At 40.0% G+C, this 16,497-nt stretch carries 13 protein-coding genes and 1 pseudogene; 12 read left to right on the forward strand and 2 right to left on the reverse strand.

The annotated features are described in order from the left end of the window. Window position 1 precedes the first annotated feature (1 nt). The 6 genes from LP107_RS02850 to LP107_RS02875 all read left to right on the forward strand — a co-directional run bounded on the left by LP107_RS02850 (window position 2) and on the right by LP107_RS02875 (window position 9,395). A complete protein-coding gene (locus LP107_RS02850; RefSeq protein WP_264676344.1) occupies window positions 2-679 on the forward strand; it encodes an ISAs1 family transposase in 678 nt (225 codons plus the stop codon). Window positions 680-809: 130 nt separating this feature from the next. Then, entirely contained in the window at window positions 810-1,316 is a 507-nt protein-coding gene (locus LP107_RS02855; protein WP_078275050.1) for a toxin-activating lysine-acyltransferase, read from the forward strand. Between the two features lie 36 nt (window positions 1,317-1,352). Beyond that, window positions 1,353-4,136, forward strand: a complete 2,784-nt coding sequence (locus tag LP107_RS02860; RefSeq protein ID WP_078275051.1) for an RTX family hemolysin — start codon at window positions 1,353-1,355, stop codon at window positions 4,134-4,136. Window positions 4,137-4,200: 64 nt separating this feature from the next. Then, window positions 4,201-6,414 carry a type I secretion system permease/ATPase gene (locus LP107_RS02865; protein WP_276001914.1) on the forward strand — a complete coding sequence of 738 codons (2,214 nt, stop codon included), beginning with the start codon at window positions 4,201-4,203 and terminating at the stop codon, window positions 6,412-6,414. A gap of 47 nt (window positions 6,415-6,461) precedes the next feature. Further along, window positions 6,462-7,889 carry an HlyD family type I secretion periplasmic adaptor subunit gene (locus LP107_RS02870; RefSeq protein ID WP_078275053.1) on the forward strand — a complete coding sequence of 476 codons (1,428 nt, stop codon included), beginning with the start codon at window positions 6,462-6,464 and terminating at the stop codon, window positions 7,887-7,889. A 201-nt stretch (window positions 7,890-8,090) separates the two neighbouring features. After that, on the forward strand, window positions 8,091-9,395 hold the full coding sequence (locus LP107_RS02875) for a TolC family protein (protein ID WP_078275054.1): 1,305 nt from the start codon (window positions 8,091-8,093) through the stop codon (window positions 9,393-9,395). Window positions 9,396-9,550: 155 nt separating this feature from the next. Here LP107_RS02875 and LP107_RS02880 read toward each other — a convergent pair. Beyond that, window positions 9,551-10,233 (reverse strand): IS1 family transposase gene (locus LP107_RS02880; protein ID WP_112742585.1). Its coding sequence is split into 2 segments (ribosomal slippage): window positions 9,551-9,909 and window positions 9,909-10,233, totalling 684 coding nucleotides; the frame shifts between segments, so codons are not numbered across the junction. A gap of 166 nt (window positions 10,234-10,399) precedes the next feature. Here LP107_RS02880 and LP107_RS02885 point away from each other — a divergent pair. From LP107_RS02885 to LP107_RS02910, 6 genes and pseudogenes are all read left to right on the forward strand, one after another. Continuing rightward, the gene (locus LP107_RS02885) at window positions 10,400-11,077 is read left to right on the forward strand and encodes an ISAs1 family transposase (RefSeq protein WP_264676328.1); all 678 of its coding nucleotides are present in this window, start codon (window positions 10,400-10,402) and stop codon (window positions 11,075-11,077) included. Between the two features lies 1 nt (window position 11,078). Beyond that, window positions 11,079-11,276 (forward strand): hypothetical protein, encoded by a 198-nt coding sequence (locus LP107_RS02890; RefSeq protein WP_078274757.1) that lies wholly within the window; start codon window positions 11,079-11,081, stop codon window positions 11,274-11,276. Between the two features lie 335 nt (window positions 11,277-11,611). After that, window positions 11,612-13,417 (forward strand): aminopeptidase P family protein, encoded by a 1,806-nt coding sequence (locus tag LP107_RS02895; RefSeq protein ID WP_264675958.1) that lies wholly within the window; start codon window positions 11,612-11,614, stop codon window positions 13,415-13,417. A 50-nt stretch (window positions 13,418-13,467) separates the two neighbouring features. Further along, window positions 13,468-14,955: an aminoacyl-histidine dipeptidase gene (locus tag LP107_RS02900; RefSeq protein ID WP_112742582.1), complete on the forward strand. Its 1,488-nt coding sequence runs from the start codon at window positions 13,468-13,470 to the stop codon at window positions 14,953-14,955. A gap of 452 nt (window positions 14,956-15,407) precedes the next feature. Beyond that, window positions 15,408-15,575 carry a hypothetical protein gene (locus LP107_RS02905; RefSeq protein ID WP_158079683.1) on the forward strand — a complete coding sequence of 56 codons (168 nt, stop codon included), beginning with the start codon at window positions 15,408-15,410 and terminating at the stop codon, window positions 15,573-15,575. Between the two features lie 120 nt (window positions 15,576-15,695). Then, window positions 15,696-16,145: pseudogene (locus LP107_RS02910) on the forward strand (alcohol dehydrogenase catalytic domain-containing protein); the annotation flags it as partial. Between the two features lie 105 nt (window positions 16,146-16,250). Here the strand turns inward: LP107_RS02910 and LP107_RS02915 are convergent. After that, complete coding sequence (locus LP107_RS02915) at window positions 16,251-16,475, reverse strand: DUF2190 family protein (protein ID WP_078274935.1); 225 nt, start codon at window positions 16,473-16,475, stop codon at window positions 16,251-16,253. Window positions 16,476-16,497: the final 22 nt, after the last annotated feature.

Consider the following 16,497-nt stretch of genomic DNA (forward strand, 5'->3'; position numbering starts at 1 on the left):
CATTGCTGATAAAAACAACGAAATTAGCACATTACCCCAACTGTTAAAACTCATTGACATCAGCGGTAGTATAGTGACAGCCGATGCCATTTACTGTCAAAAAGACATCAGCAAACAAATCATTAAAGCAAAAGCCAAGTACATCTTTGCCTTAAAGCAAAACCACAAAACTTTGTATGAAGACATCGTACTGTGGTTAAACAGCAAGCTTAATAATAACAACATGACCAGCATACAGACTGTCGAAAAAGACCACGGTCGTATTGAGACAAGATGTTATGCGACATCAACACAACTTGATTGGTTATCAGGTAAAGATGATTGGACTAACCTTCATGCAGTGGTCATGGTAGAATCCATTCGTGATGTTAAAGATAAGGTGACCACTGAACGCCGTTATTACCTAAGCTCCCTGACAGATGTTAATATGATTGCTGATGCCATTCGTAACCATTGGTCTATTGAAAACAGTCAGCATTGGGTGTTAGATGTTATCTTTAGTGAAGATGACCAAAAAAGTCTTGAACGTAATGAAAAAACAAATAAAGCATTACCGACTCGTACCGCATTAAACTTAATTCGAGTCAATGGGGATGCTAAACTCTCTGTGAAACGCAGTAAAATGAGAGCTTCACAGAATAAGTCTTATCTTGAACAGTTGTTGTTTGGTAAGGGGTAGTGCGATTGTTCTGCGCTGGATTAAGTGTGTAGTTGACATTTTAGGGGTTTTTATGGTATCATAAGTGTGTGTGTGTGTGTAGTTTTTACAATCCGATCTGTATTTTTTAGCGTATTTTTAGGAATATAGAATGACGAAAAAGTTTGCAGAGCTAGGTTTAATTGCATGGCTTTGGTCTAACTCTGATATGCATAAACATTGGACGTTGTCTTTGTTTGCGACCAATGTTATTCCGGCAATTGAGACAGGTCAATATGTTATATTGAAAAGAGAAGATATGCCTGTAGCATATTGTAGTTGGGCTAAACTTAGTTTAGAAAACGAGGTTAAATATATTAACGATGTTACTTCTCTTAAGTTAGATGACTGGCAGTCAGGTGACCGAAACTGGTTTATTGACTGGATTGCTCCATTTGGCGATAGTCTTACACTCACAAAACACATGAGAACGTTATTTTCAGATGAATTGTTTAGAGCGATTCGTGTAGATGGAAATTCATCGCATGGTAAGATATCTGAATTTTATGGAAAGTCTGTTGATTCAAAATTAGCCTCAAGAATATTTGCACAATATCACGAAGATTTGACGAGCAAATTGTCAACTCAGAATAATTTTATTATATCTAAAGATAATTAATACAACCTTTTCTAACACAACGAGGAGAGACATATTATGTCCAATATAAATGTAATTAAATCTAATATTCAAGCAGGCTTGAATTCAACAAAGTCTGGATTAAAAAATCTTTACTTGGCTATTCCCAAAGATTATGATCCGCAAAAAGGTGGGACTTTAAATGATTTTATTAAAGCTGCTGATGAATTAGGTATTGCTCGTTTAGCAGAAGAGCCTAATCACACTGAAACAGCAAAAAAATCTGTTGACACAGTAAATCAGTTTCTCTCTCTCACACAAACTGGTATTGCTATTTCTGCAACAAAATTAGAAAAGTTCTTACAAAAACATTCTACCAATAAGTTAGCCAAAGGGTTAGACAGTGTAGAAAATATTGATCGTAAATTAGGTAAAGCAAGTAATGTATTATCAACATTAAGCTCTTTTTTGGGCACTGCATTAGCGGGTATAGAACTTGATTCTTTAATCAAAAAAGGTGATGCTGCACCTGATGCTTTGGCTAAAGCTAGTATTGACTTGATTAATGAGATAATTGGTAATCTATCTCAGAGTACTCAAACGATTGAAGCATTTTCTTCACAGTTAGCAAAGTTAGGTTCTACTATATCGCAGGCTAAAGGCTTCTCTAATATAGGAAACAAGTTGCAAAACTTAAATTTTTCTAAAACAAATCTTGGTTTGGAAATAATTACTGGTTTGCTATCAGGCATTTCTGCAGGCTTTGCTTTAGCGGATAAAAATGCATCGACTGGCAAAAAAGTTGCTGCAGGTTTTGAATTAAGCAATCAAGTTATTGGTAATGTAACAAAAGCAATTTCTTCATATGTTTTAGCACAACGTGTTGCTGCTGGTCTATCAACTACTGGTGCTGTTGCTGCTTTAATTACTTCATCGATTATGTTGGCAATTAGTCCTTTGGCATTTATGAATGCAGCAGATAAATTCAATCATGCTAATGCTCTTGATGAGTTTGCAAAACAATTCCGAAAATTTGGCTATGATGGGGATCATTTATTGGCTGAATATCAGCGTGGTGTGGGTACTATTGAAGCTTCATTAACTACAATTAGTACGGCATTAGGTGCAGTTTCTGCTGGTGTTTCCGCTGCTGCTGTAGGATCTGCTGTTGGTGCACCGATTGCACTATTAGTTGCAGGTGTTACAGGATTGATCTCTGGAATTTTAGAAGCGTCTAAACAGGCAATGTTTGAAAGTGTTGCTAACCGTTTACAAGGTAAAATTTTAGAGTGGGAAAAGCAAAATGGCGGTCAGAACTATTTTGATAAAGGCTATGATTCTCGTTATGCTGCTTATTTAGCTAATAACTTAAAATTTTTGTCTGAGCTAAATAAAGAGTTGGAAGCTGAACGTGTTATTGCAATCACCCAACAACGTTGGGATAATAATATTGGTGAGTTAGCAGGTATTACCAAATTGGGTGAACGCATTAAGAGCGGAAAAGCTTATGCAGATGCTTTTGAAGATGGCAAGAAAGTTGAAGCTGGTTCCAATATTACTTTGGATGCTAAAACTGGTATCATAGACATTAGTAATTCAAATGGGAAAAAAACGCAAGCGTTGCATTTCACTTCGCCTTTGTTAACAGCAGGAACTGAATCACGTGAACGTTTAACTAATGGTAAATACTCTTATATTAATAAGTTAAAATTCGGACGTGTAAAAAACTGGCAAGTTACAGATGGAGAGGCTAGTTCTAAATTAGATTTCTCTAAAGTTATTCAGCGTGTAGCCGAGACAGAAGGCACAGACGAGATTGGTCTAATAGTAAATGCAAAAGCTGGCAATGACGATATCTTTGTTGGTCAAGGTAAAATGAATATTGATGGTGGAGATGGACACGATCGTGTCTTCTATAGTAAAGACGGAGGATTTGGTAATATTACTGTAGATGGTACGAGTGCAACAGAAGCAGGCAGTTATACAGTTAATCGTAAGGTTGCTCGAGGTGATATCTACCATGAAGTTGTGAAGCGTCAAGAAACCAAGGTGGGTAAACGTACTGAAACTATCCAGTATCGTGATTATGAATTAAGAAAAGTTGGGTATGGTTATCAGTCTACCGATAATTTGAAATCAGTAGAAGAAGTAATTGGTTCTCAATTTAATGATGTATTCAAAGGTTCTAAATTCAACGACATATTCCATAGTGGTGAAGGTGATGATTTACTCGATGGTGGTGCTGGTGACGACCGCTTGTTTGGTGGTAAAGGCAACGATCGACTTTCTGGAGATGAAGGCGATGATTTACTCGATGGCGGTTCTGGTGATGATGTATTAAATGGTGGTGCTGGTAATGATGTCTATATCTTTCGGAAAGGTGATGGTAATGATACTTTGTACGATGGCACGGGCAATGATAAATTAGCATTTGCAGATGCAAATATATCTGATATTATGATTGAACGTACCAAAGAGGGTATTATAGTTAAACGAAATGATCATTCAGGTAGTATTAACATACCAAGATGGTACATAACATCAAATTTACAAAATTATCAAAGTAATAAAACAGATCATAAAATTGAGCAACTAATTGGTAAAGATGGTAGTTATATCACTTCCGATCAAATTGATAAAATTTTGCAAGATAAGAAAGATGGTACAGTAATTACATCTCAAGAATTGAAAAAGCTTGCTGATGAGAATAAGAGCCAAAAATTATCTGCTTCGGACATTGCAAGTAGCTTAAATAAGCTAGTTGGGTCAATGGCACTATTTGGTACAGCAAATAGTGTGAGTTCTAACGCCTTACAGCCAATTACACAACCAACTCAAGGAATTTTGGCTCCAAGTGTTTAGTGATTTAATTTACTAGACAATATCACCACCCATATCATTGGTTATAGATTATGAAACTAGTGATATGGGTGGTGATACTTCTTTAATTAGACTTAATTTACAAACCCTTAATAGTAATTTAGTTATGATAGATTATGCTCAACAACCTGCTCTATCTGCTCTGGTTATCCTTGCCAAATACTATGGTATTTCTGCAAGTCCAGCAGACATTATGCATCAGTTTTCTGATAATACAAAAGGAGACCTGAATGAAATTGAATGGATGTTGGCAGCAAAGAAATTAGAATTAAAGGTAAAGATTATAAAACAGCCTTTAACTCGATTGTCAATGATAACACTTCCTGCTTTGGTGTGGTGTGATAATAAGCCCGATTTAGATCAAAATTTAAACTCTCATTTTATACTAACTAAAATTGATGGGGTGGGATCTGCTGCAAAATATCTCATCTACGATTTGATTGAGAATCGTCCCATAATATTAGATGCAAGTGAGTTTTCTGAAAGATATTCTGGTAAGTTAATGCTAGTAACTTCCCGTGCGTCAATATTGGGTTCATTGGCTAAATTTGATTTTACTTGGTTTATTCCTGCGGTAATCAAATATCGTTATATTTTTTTTGAAGTCATCGTTATTTCAGTGGTGCTACAGATTTTTGCTCTGATTACGCCATTGTTTTTTCAGGTTGTGATGGATAAGGTATTGGTGCATCGTGGTTTTTCTACTCTGGATGTGGTAGCGATTGCCTTGTTGGTAGTAAGTTTATTTGAAGTCATTTTAAGTGGTCTACGCACTTATATTTTTGCTCATACAACCTCTCGAATTGATGTAGAGCTAGGAGCACGATTATTTCGTCATCTATTAGCTCTACCGCTTGCTTATTTTGAGAGTAGAAGAGTAGGCGATACAGTTGCACGTATACGTGAATTGGAACATATCCGCAATTTCTTAACTGGTCAAGCTCTCACTTCAGTTTTAGATTTGGTGTTTTCTTTTATATTCTTGTTTGTAATGTGGTATTACAGCCCTACTTTAACACTGGTAGTTTTGGCATCATTACCAATATATGCGTTTTGGTCTGCCTTTATTAGCCCAATTTTACGCACTCGACTAAATGATCAATTTGCACGCAATGCAGATAATCAATCTTTTTTAGTGGAAAGTATTACTGCGGTTGGTACGGTAAAAGCAATGGCAGTTGAACCTCAAATGACCCGTCGCTGGGATAATCAATTAGCAGCTTATGTGGTTTCTAGTTTTCGGGTAGCTAAGTTGGCAATGGTTGGGCAGCAAGGAGTACAACTCATTCAAAAGATAGTTATTGTGGCAACTCTATGGATTGGTGCAAAATTGGTAATTGAAGGCAAGCTATCGGTAGGTCAATTAATAGCATTTAATATGCTGGCAGGTCAGGTGGCCGCTCCTGTTATCCGCCTGGCACAGCTATGGCAAGATTTTCAGCAAGTAGGTATTTCAGTGGCGAGATTGGGTGATATTTTAAATACTCCAACTGAGCATTCTACATCTCGCTTAACTTTACCTGATATTAAGGGTGATATTACATTTGAAAATGTTGATTTTCGCTACAAAATAGATGGGCATTTAATATTACAGAATTTAAATTTACAGATTAACGCTGGAGAGATACTAGGTATCGTAGGACGCTCTGGTTCAGGTAAATCAACATTGACAAAATTAGTACAGCGTTTATATGTACCAGAAAATGGGCGAATATTAGTTGATGGAAACGATTTGGCATTAGCTGATCCCGCTTGGCTGCGTCGCCAAGTGGGTGTTGTTTTGCAGGAAAATGTGTTACTCAATCGTAGTATTCGAGATAATATTGCCCTAACTGATACGGGCATGTCATTAGAGTTTATTATCCAGGCTGCCAAGATGTCTGGGGCACATGACTTTATTATGGAATTGCCTGAGGGTTATGATACGATTGTTGGAGAGCAAGGTGCAGGCTTGTCAGGTGGACAACGCCAGCGTATCGCTATTGCGCGTGCTTTAATTACCAATCCGCGTATTTTGATTTTTGATGAAGCTACTAGTGCATTAGACTATGAGTCGGAAAGGGCTATTATGCAAAATATGCAGGCAATTTGCCAAGGTAGAACAGTGTTGATTATTGCACATCGCTTATCTACCGTAAAAATGGCACATCGCATTATTGCAATGGACAAGGGGAAAATTGTAGAGCAAGGCACACATCAACAATTGTTGCAAAAAGAAGATGGTTACTATCGTTATTTATATGATTTGCAGAATGGATAAACTTGTGCTATTAATGCTGTTATTTAAATAACCAAGGGAAATAATTCATGTTTATACAAGCACTTAAAGATTTTTTTATTCGCTATATAACCGTTTGGCGCAATACATGGGCAGTTCGAGACCAACTAACCCCTCCTAAGCGTACTAAAGAAGAACTCGCTTTTCTTCCTGCACATCTAGAACTCACTGACACACCTGTATCCAGATCTTCTAAGTGGACAGCTAGAATAATCATGATATTTGTCCTATTTGCTTTGCTATGGTCTTGGGTTGGACAGATTGACATTGTTGCTACAGCTTCAGGTAAAATTTCTTCAGGTAGCCGTAGCAAGACTATTCAATCTTTGGAAACAGCGATAGTTAAAGCAGTTTATGTACGTGATGGTCAAAATGTTCAACAAGGTGAAATATTAGTAGATTTAGTGGGAATCGGTTCAGATAGTGATGTTGCTCAGTCCGAGAAAGCCCTTCGAGCAGCGCAATTATCTAAGCTACGCCTTGAAGCAATTTTATCAGCATTAAATCACCGTATTAATCCTCAGATTGATGTAGCATATGCAAAGTCTTTAAATATTTCAGAATCGGAAATTAATGAAGCTCAAACTTTAGCCCAAAATCAATATCAAGCATGGTTAGCACAAGATGAACAACTAAAATTAACCTTAAAAGGACATCAAGCAGAATTACAATCTGCTCGATCCCAAGAACAAAAGTTGGTTTCAGTTGGTGCAATTGAACATCAAAAGACTGATGATTATCGGAGTCTCAAAGCAGAAAATTTTATATCTGAGCATGCTTATCTAGAACAAGAAAGCAAATTACTTAGCAATCAAAATGATTTACAAAGTACACGTAGTCAGATTCAAAAAATACAGGCTGCAATCATGCAAGCTGAACAGAACCGTATGTTATATACTCAAAATCTAAAACGTGATACATTAGAATCTTTACGCCAAACCAATGAACAGATTAATCAATATACTGGTCAAACTAATAAAGCTAAGCAGCGACAGAAATTGCTGAGTATTAAATCACCTGTTAATGGTACTATACAAGAGCTAACAGCTTATACTTTAGGTGGAGTTGTACAAGCAGCACAAAAAATTATGGTTGTGGCACCTAACGATAATCAAGTGGAAGTAGAGGTATTAGTGCTAAATAAAGATATCGGCTTTGTAAAAGCTGGGCAGAATGTTATCATCAAAATCGAGAGTTTTCCTTATACACGTTATGGTTATTTAACAGGTAAAATAAAAAGTATTAGTCATGATGCTATAGAACATCAACATTTAGGTCTAGTGTATACTGCACTTGTTTCTCTTGATAAAAGCACATTAAATATAGATGGAGTAACAATCAACTTAACGCCAGGAATGAATGTTACTGCTGAAATTAAAACAGGTAAACGTCGTGTTTTGGATTATATATTAAGTCCATTGCAGACAAAAGTTGATGAAAGTTTTCGAGAACGCTAAATTGATAGCATATTTTATACTATGTACAGCTAACAAAATTGAATTTTACTACGGAAACCGTTCGCCCTGAGCTATGCCTGCGGGTTGGTTTCCGTCATGGTTCGACATGCTCACCACAAACGGAAACCGTGGTACTTTTTCATTTTGTAGAGTGTAGTAAGTTATCTTGGTCTTTTTGTAATTGTGGAGTATTAAAAAATAATGAAAAGTTTTGAATATAAAAAATTTATTTATCTTTATTTTCTTTGGTTTGCTAGTAGCTCTACTGCTTCTGCGTTTAATTTGCAAGAAGCGTGGGTGGCTGCACAGCAACATTCTATTGATTATCAGATAGCTTTTCATCAAAAGAATTCTATTCAAGAGCAACAGCAACGAGCCAAATCGGTTTTCTTTCCTCGAGTTTCTGGAGATATTAATTACCAGTACAAACCTCACTCATCTAGCTCTGTCAAGCAAACGCAAGGCTGGAATATACAGCTTAGCCAAACTTTATTTAATGCAAGTGAAATGTCTCGATATAGTCAAAGTCGCTATGATAGCGAAGTGGCAGAACAAATTTATCATTCTGTTAAAGAAAAACTATTATACAATGTAACGGAAAATTATTTCAAAATCCTACTTAGTAATGAAAATATAGCTACATATAAAGCAGAAAAAATGTCTTACGAGCAACAGGTTGAGCAAGCGAAAGCTTTGTTTAATAAGGGTGTCGCTACAGCGTTGGATGTTCATGAAGCTCAAGCGGGCTATGATAATGCTTTGGCACAAGAGACTTCAGCAATACTTAAAAAACAAATTTTGGAGAACCAGTTTAATGATTATACAGGATTGGATGTTAAAGAGATTGAAATGGTAAATATTTCAAATTTGATTGAGCGTTATCTATTAAGAATTTCGCAACACAGTTTAGAGGAATGGCAGAATATGGCTTTGGAAAATAATCATGAATATAAGGCACAAAAGTATGATGTTAGTAGTAAAGAAGAGGCGATTAAAGTTGTAAAAAACAAAAGATGGCCTGTGTTAGTGGCACAAGTTGATTATCAGAATAATTATCATCGATCAGTCTCTCAAGATGGAGGTCATCAAAATTTTAGAACCGGAACAGATGCTAGCATACAGTTGCGTGCGAAAATTCCTTTGTTGACTGGAGGTGAATTAAGCAGTGAGATGCGTGAATCGCTAAATCAATATGAGGCAGCCAAAGCTAGGTTGGTGGCAAGCGAGCGACAAATTAAACTGGCTATTCGTCAAGCTTATACTGAAAGTAATGCCGCACATTACCAGATTCTTGCACAAGAGCGTGCACTTGTGAGTAGTCAGCTTAAATTAAAGTCAACTGAGACAGGGCAAAAATATGGCATGAGAAATCGTTTAGAAATTATACAAGCAAGACAAGCGGTTGCCCAGGCAGAACAAAAACTTGCAGAGGCAAGATATAATTTTTTGATAGCTTATGCAGCCTTAATAAGAGAAAGCGGACTGGGATTGGAAGGCAATCTGTAAAGTATTTCACCAAATGGGTTTAGTTTTTTTGATCAAAATTCAAGTTTTGCTTTGATTGGCTTTTATCCAAGTGTTCAAGAGTTTTTGGTGCTGGTTGTCTTATTTAACCGCCCAAAACAGCCAAATACCATTTAAAATATGAAGGCATTGTAAACTCAAAACACAAACTTCAAACACCCATTCCACTTAGCAAAGAGTAGGTTAACAGAACATTCTATCATATGCTGACATTTAGAATAGCATTTAGTTCTTCTTTTTTTGAACCTTGCTGGGTAATGTCGAATCAAGCTGTTATAACCTTCTATGGTAAAAGTCTCTTTTTTGCTTTGTAACTGTTGATGACTTGGGATAATTTCTTGATAGGATTTCCAGTAGTCAGAACAAAACAGTTTGATGTTGTATGGGTTTAGTTGGTTGTACAGTTTCATAAAAGTGTTGGTGTCTTGCTTACCACAAACAAAGCCTAAGATGCGTTTTGTATGTCGGCTGATGGCAAGCGGGGTCCAGCAGTAGTTTTTTTGTGTTTGGTATAACTGTGAATTTCATCAAGTTCTACAAGGTCAATTTCTTGCTTATCATCAAATCTGATTTGATGTTCTTCTCCAAGCTGTTTGACCCATTTATAGACTGTTTGATGAGAAATATTCAGCAATCTACCAATGGCACGAAACCCTAAGCCTTCTAAGTACATCTTGATTGCCATTTGTTTGGTCTCATTACTTTTATGGCGAATAGGCTTTTTGACAGAGAAGTAATGACTACAACCTTTGCACTTATAGCGTTGTCTGCCATTTAGAGCAATCGCACTACAACCATCGACAAACCCACAATAAATCATTAAAATGTGAGCAAAAAGGACATTCTTTATGCTCACAAACCCCATTGACTATTTATCATAGGTTCATGACCCAAGGCGTCAAAACAAAAACCTGCTACACCCACTTAAAAACATTCTAACCATTGCTTTAACCGCAGTTATCTGTGGTTATCATGACTAGGTAGACATAGAAGACTTTGGCAGTGAAAACAAAACATGGTTTGCCACATTTTTTGACTTAACTCATGGCATACCCTCACATGACACCTTTGGCAATGTCTTTAAACGCCTTAACAAAGATGAACTTAGTCGATACTTTAGTGAGTGGATAAATCAAACCCAAGCCAATCATCCACACATCGCCATTGATGGTAAATTCATCCAAGGTGGCTACAAAAATGACAACGCATTACAGCTTGTTACCGCCTTTGCCAGTCAAACCAAACTCATTCTTGCTCAAGTTGACATTGCTGATAAAAACAACGAAATTAGCACATTACCCCAACTGTTAAAACTCATTGACATCAGCGGTAGTATAGTGACAGCCGATGCCATTTACTGTCAAAAAGACATCAGCAAACAAATCATTAAAGCAAAAGCCAAGTACATCTTTGCCTTAAAGCAAAACCACAAAACTTTGTATGAAGACATCGTACTGTGGTTAAACAGCAAGCTTAATAATAACAACATGACCAGCATACAGACTGTCGAAAAAGACCACGGTCGTATTGAGACAAGATGTTATGCGACATCAACACAACTTGATTGGTTATCAGGTAAAGATGATTGGACTAACCTTCATGCAGTGGTCATGGTAGAATCCATTCGTGATGTTAAAGATAAGGTGACCACTGAACGCCGTTAGGGTGTTAGATGTTATCTTTAGTGAAGATGACCAAAAAAGTCTTGAACGTAATGAAAAAACAAATAAAGCATTACCGACTCGTACCGCATTAAACTTAATTCGAGTCAATGGGGATGCTAAACTCTCTGTGAAACGCAGTAAAATGAGAGCTTCACAGAATAAGTCTTATCTTGAACAGTTGTTGTTTGGTAAGGGGTAGTGCGATTGTTCTGAGGATTTTCACAAAATGCAATGGAAATTTGACAATTTCAATCAATTTTTGCATGAAAAATGGCTATCTGACCGCTTATTTAAAAAGTTAAGTAAAAATCTTAAAATTTACCCAGTTAAGTGGTTGGATTGTTTTTCATAATAAAAACTTGTCTGATGGAAAACCCACAGCCTTTATTTTTTCCTTGAAAAACGTGTGATTCCCCTGCTTTTTTAAACAGGCATTTTTCATTGCAAATACCAAAGGCAGACATGCCCTAAAATGTTGTATCAAAAATGGCTTGGGTGTAAAATAGGCGTTTGTATTATCATCAAGGAAAAATTATGACCGACTTTCACAAAACCCCGTCCGATGTCCGCCACGCCCGAGTGCTTGCTGTACGTGAGATACTTGCCGAGCGTGGATTGTCCGCCCTTATCATACCGTCTGCTGACCCGCACATGTCCGAGTATTTGCCTGTGTATTGGCAAGGTCGGGCGTGGTTGTCGGGCTTTACAGGGTCGGTTGGTACTTTGGTCATCACGCATGATTTTGCAGGGGTGTGGACGGACAGCCGTTATTGGGTGCAAGCCCCCATTGAGCTTGACGGCACAGGCATTGAGCTACAAAAAATGGAGCATTCTCGCCCCACTTATGCCCAGTTTTTGGCGGACAACCTACCCCAAGGGGCAAAAGTGGCGATAGACGGGGCGGTGTTGTCTATGGCGGAGTTTGATGGTCTAAGCCAAGCCTTTGCCGAGCGTGGCATGGAGCTTGTGATTGACACCGACATTTTGGGACAGATTTGGCAAGACCGCCCAAGCCTACCCAACGCCCTGATTTATGTGCATGATGAGACGTTTGTGGATACGAGTGCCAAACAAAAACTTATCCAAGTGCGTGAAGTTATGACCCAAAGGGGGGCGACTCATCATCTTGTTAGTGGTCTTGATGACATTGCGTGGCTCACCAACTTGCGTGGGGCGGACGTGAATTTTAACCCCGTGTTTTTGTCGCACCTACTTATCACGCCAGACACAGCGACTTTATTTGTCCATGATGACAAGCTCACCGACACCGCCAAATCCGCCCTAAGCGTGGCGGGCATTGACGTGGCTCATTATGACAGCGTGGCGGAACGTTTGGGCGATGTAGAGAGCTTGTTATTTGACCCTGCCAAAGTGGCGGTCGGTACGCTCACCCATTTGCCAAAAACCGCCAAACTCATCAAAGCGGTCAATCCTACCACCGTGTTAAAAGCCATAAAATCGGACAATAACATCAACCATATCCGTGAAGCCATGCGTCAAGACGGCGTGGCGTTGTGCGAGTTTTTTGCCGAGCTAGAAGACAAGCTTGCCCAAGGCGAGCGTGTGTCCGAGCTTGATATTGATGAGATGTTGGAGTGTGCCAGAAGTCGCCAGCCAAACCACGTTTCGGCAAGTTTTGATACGATTGCAGGATTTTGTGGCAATGGGGCGATTGTGCATTATCGGGCGACAGACGAGCGATTTTCGTATTTGGACGGGGACGGTTTGCTACTGATTGACTCAGGGGCTCAGTACAAAAACGGCACGACTGATATTACTCGTATGGCAGGCGTGGGGCAAATTAGCGATGACGAAAAGCGTGATGTTACCTATGTGTTAAAGGCTCATATCGCCCTAGCAACTGCCCATTTCCCCAAAGACATACCGTCCATGCAACTAGATGTATTGGCTCGTAACCAACTTTGGCAACAGGGGCTAGACTATGGGCATGGGACAGGGCATGGCGTGGGTTATTTTTTAAACGTCCATGAGGGCCCGCAGGTCATCTCACGCACCGCCCCTGTTACGCCTGAACGTATCATGAGTGAAGGCATGATAACCAGTAACGAGCCGGGGCTGTACCGTGAAGGCAAATGGGGCATACGCCTTGAAAATCTGGTCGTGGCGGTCAAGGCACATCAAAGCGAGTTTGGTGAGTTTTTAAAATTTGAAGATTTGACCTTATGCCCATTTGATACCCGTCTGATATTGCCACATCTTTTGACCGAACAGGAGAAGCGTTGGCTGAACGATTATCACAAACTTGTTCATGATGAGCTTATCGGACGTGTGGACGGTCGGGCAAAAGCGTGGCTTGTTGAGCGGACGCAGGCGGTGTGAGCTTTTTATCTATTAAATACCAATTTTAAACAACCCACAAGGAAAATTCTATGTTAAACCAAAACGCCCTAAACCATAATCTATCTGTCATCCAAGACCTTGCCCCGAGCGAGCTGTGGCGGTGGTTCGCCCAGATTTGTAGCATTCCCCACCCGTCTTATCACGAAGAAGCGATAGCAAGCCACATCGTCTCATGGGCAAGTTCTCGCAGGCTTACCGTGTGGCGTGATGAGATTGGTAATGTCATCATCAAAAAACCTGCCACAGTCGGCATGGAAAACCGCACGCCCATTGCCCTGCAAGCCCATTTGGACATGGTACCCCAAGCCAATGCCGACACACATCACGACTTTACCAAAGACCCCATCATCATGCGATTTAGCGATGATAAGGCATGGATAAAGGCGACTGACACCACGTTGGGGGCGGATAACGGCATTGGCATGGCGAGCTGTTTGGCGGTGCTAAGCGATGAGACGGTGGCTCACCCTGACATCGAAGTGCTACTGACCATGACCGAAGAGACGGGCATGGTGGGGGCGATAGGCTTGCAGGCGGGGACGCTGACCGCCCCAATCATGATCAATACCGACACCGAAGAGATAGGCGAGATTTATGTGGGCTGTGCAGGGGGTGTGGACGCTGATTTGGCGTTGCCTGTGCGTTATGTGGAAAATGGCTATGACAGTGCGATAAGTTTGACTGTCAAGGGCTTAAAGGGTGGGCATTCGGGCGTGGACATTCACAAAAACCGAGCAAATGCCATTAAACTGTTGGGGCGAGTGTTGGCGACTTTATCGCAGACGTGTGACTTTAAAATCGCTGACATCAAAGGCGGTTCGCTAAGAAATGCCATTGCCCGAGAAAGTGTGGCAACCCTTGTGATAAATGGGGCGGGCAAAGAGCAGTTTTTGGAAAATTTATCTACTATTATCAAAGACATAGAGAGTGAAATCGGCACGGCAGAACCCAAACTGTCTATCACGATAGAAGACACCGAGCGACCCGATACCGTCATAGAAAACAGCCAAAGCGTGATAAACCTCATCAATGTACTGCCGTCTGGCGTGGTGCGATACAGCGATAACATCGCTGACGTGGTGGAGACCTCGCTATCGTTTGGGGTGCTGGGTGTGGCAAATGGCGAGCTGGTGGCGACCTTGCTTGTCCGCTCCTTGACCCAAGTCGGCAAACAAGGCGTGATAAGCACCTTGCAAAGCATGGCGGATTTGGTGGGGGCAAAAGCGGTGTTTGACGGCGACTATGTGGGGTGGAACTATGACCCAAACTCTGCTATTACGCCCATAACTGCCCGTTTGTATGCTGATATTTTGGGGCATGAACCCAAAATCAAGGTCATTCATGCAGGGCTAGAATGCGGATTGATTAAGAAAAATTATCCCAACATGGACATCGTCTCTGTGGGGCCCACGATTATCAACGCCCATTCGCCTGATGAAGCGGTGGACGTGGCGAGCGTGGCGGTGTATTGGCAACTTTTGATGGATATTTTAAAAAATTCGCCTGTGAAAGCGTGAAAAAAGCGGTTGAGTCAAAAAACCGTCCGCAGTGGAATGAACCGACCCCAAATCTTAGACATAAGATAAAAGGTTAAGTTGTATCAAGGCTTGATTAACCCTGATTGGACGAAGTTTCTGTATTTCACAGGACTTAGTCCTTTTAGTTTTCTCTTTATTCTATCATGATCGTAGTGGTGTACACCCTACAAAATGAAAAAGTGCTACGGTTTTTCGTTCGTGGTGAGCTAAGCCTGCCCATGACGGAAACCGACCTGCAGGCAAGCTTGTGGCAAACGGTTTTCGTAGTAAAATTCAATTTTATTAGCTGTATCTTTAAAGAATTTTTTATAAATAGCCTATTTTGCCGTTATCGTGTTTATCAAGATAACAGCCAAATTTTAACGTTGTATAAATTTAAAAATCATTAAACTTTTAATTGGCAATATACCAAAGATGTTCGCGATCAGCCTTTGCCAATATTGACAGGATTTGCCAGCGATTGGCAAATGATTGGCAATGAATTAAGGTTAATGCGTGGGGATAATCAAATCACGGCGATGATTGATGATAATGAGATTGTTTTTGGGGATATGGAGGCTAATGAGCTTATTAAAAATAAGCGGTTAAAATTAAAATAATGCATTTTTAGAATATCACAAAATCTAATACCCACTTATCACAATTATCAATTAGCCAAAATATCTGTAACGCCTTATAATATTTGCCATTTTCACAATCAGGTATCCACAATGAATACAATAAAATCCCGTGCGGCGGTGGCATTCGCCCCCAACCAGCCTTTAAAAATCGTAGAAATTGATGTAGAACGCCCCAAAAAAGGCGAAGTCTTGGTCAAAATCACTCACACAGGTGTGTGCCATACAGATGCCTTCACCCTATCAGGGGCTGACCCCGAAGGGCTGTTCCCTGTCGTGCTGGGACACGAAGGGGCGGGCGTGGTGGTGGAAGTGGGCGAAGGCGTAGAGAGTGTGGCGGTGGGCGACCACGTCATTCCGCTTTATACGGCAGAATGTGGACAGTGCGAGTTTTGTCAGTCTAACAAAAGCAATTTGTGCGTATCGGTGCGAGCCACGCAAGGACAAGGCGTGATGCCAGACGGCACGAGCCGTTTTTCGTATGAAGGCAAGCCGATTTATCACTATATGAGCTGTTCGACTTTTAGCGAATATACGGTGGTGGCAGAAGTGTAAAATCGCAAAAATATCTGCATAAAATCGCAAAAATATCTGCATAAAGAAAACTCAATTATGCAGATATTTTTATCACAGTATGCAGATATTAATCTAACAAACTTACACCCCAAACTCCCCTCGCTCCCCCTGCGGAGCTTGCCCTGTGATTTCATGAGTCTGTCGGTCATAATAGACCATATCGCCCACCTCTGCCTGTCCGTTTAGCACGACAAACACCCCACCGAGTGTCTGCCCGACCACCACGCCTTGCCCCTTTTGACCTGTGATTTGTGCCACGCCTTTGGGTGTGGCAAAGAGCTTGCTAAATGTTTGATATAAATTCATTTTTTTTGCCTTTGAATTATTG

This window comes from Moraxella bovis, assembly GCF_025985205.1.
GTDB lineage: Bacteria > Pseudomonadota > Gammaproteobacteria > Pseudomonadales > Moraxellaceae > Moraxella > Moraxella bovis.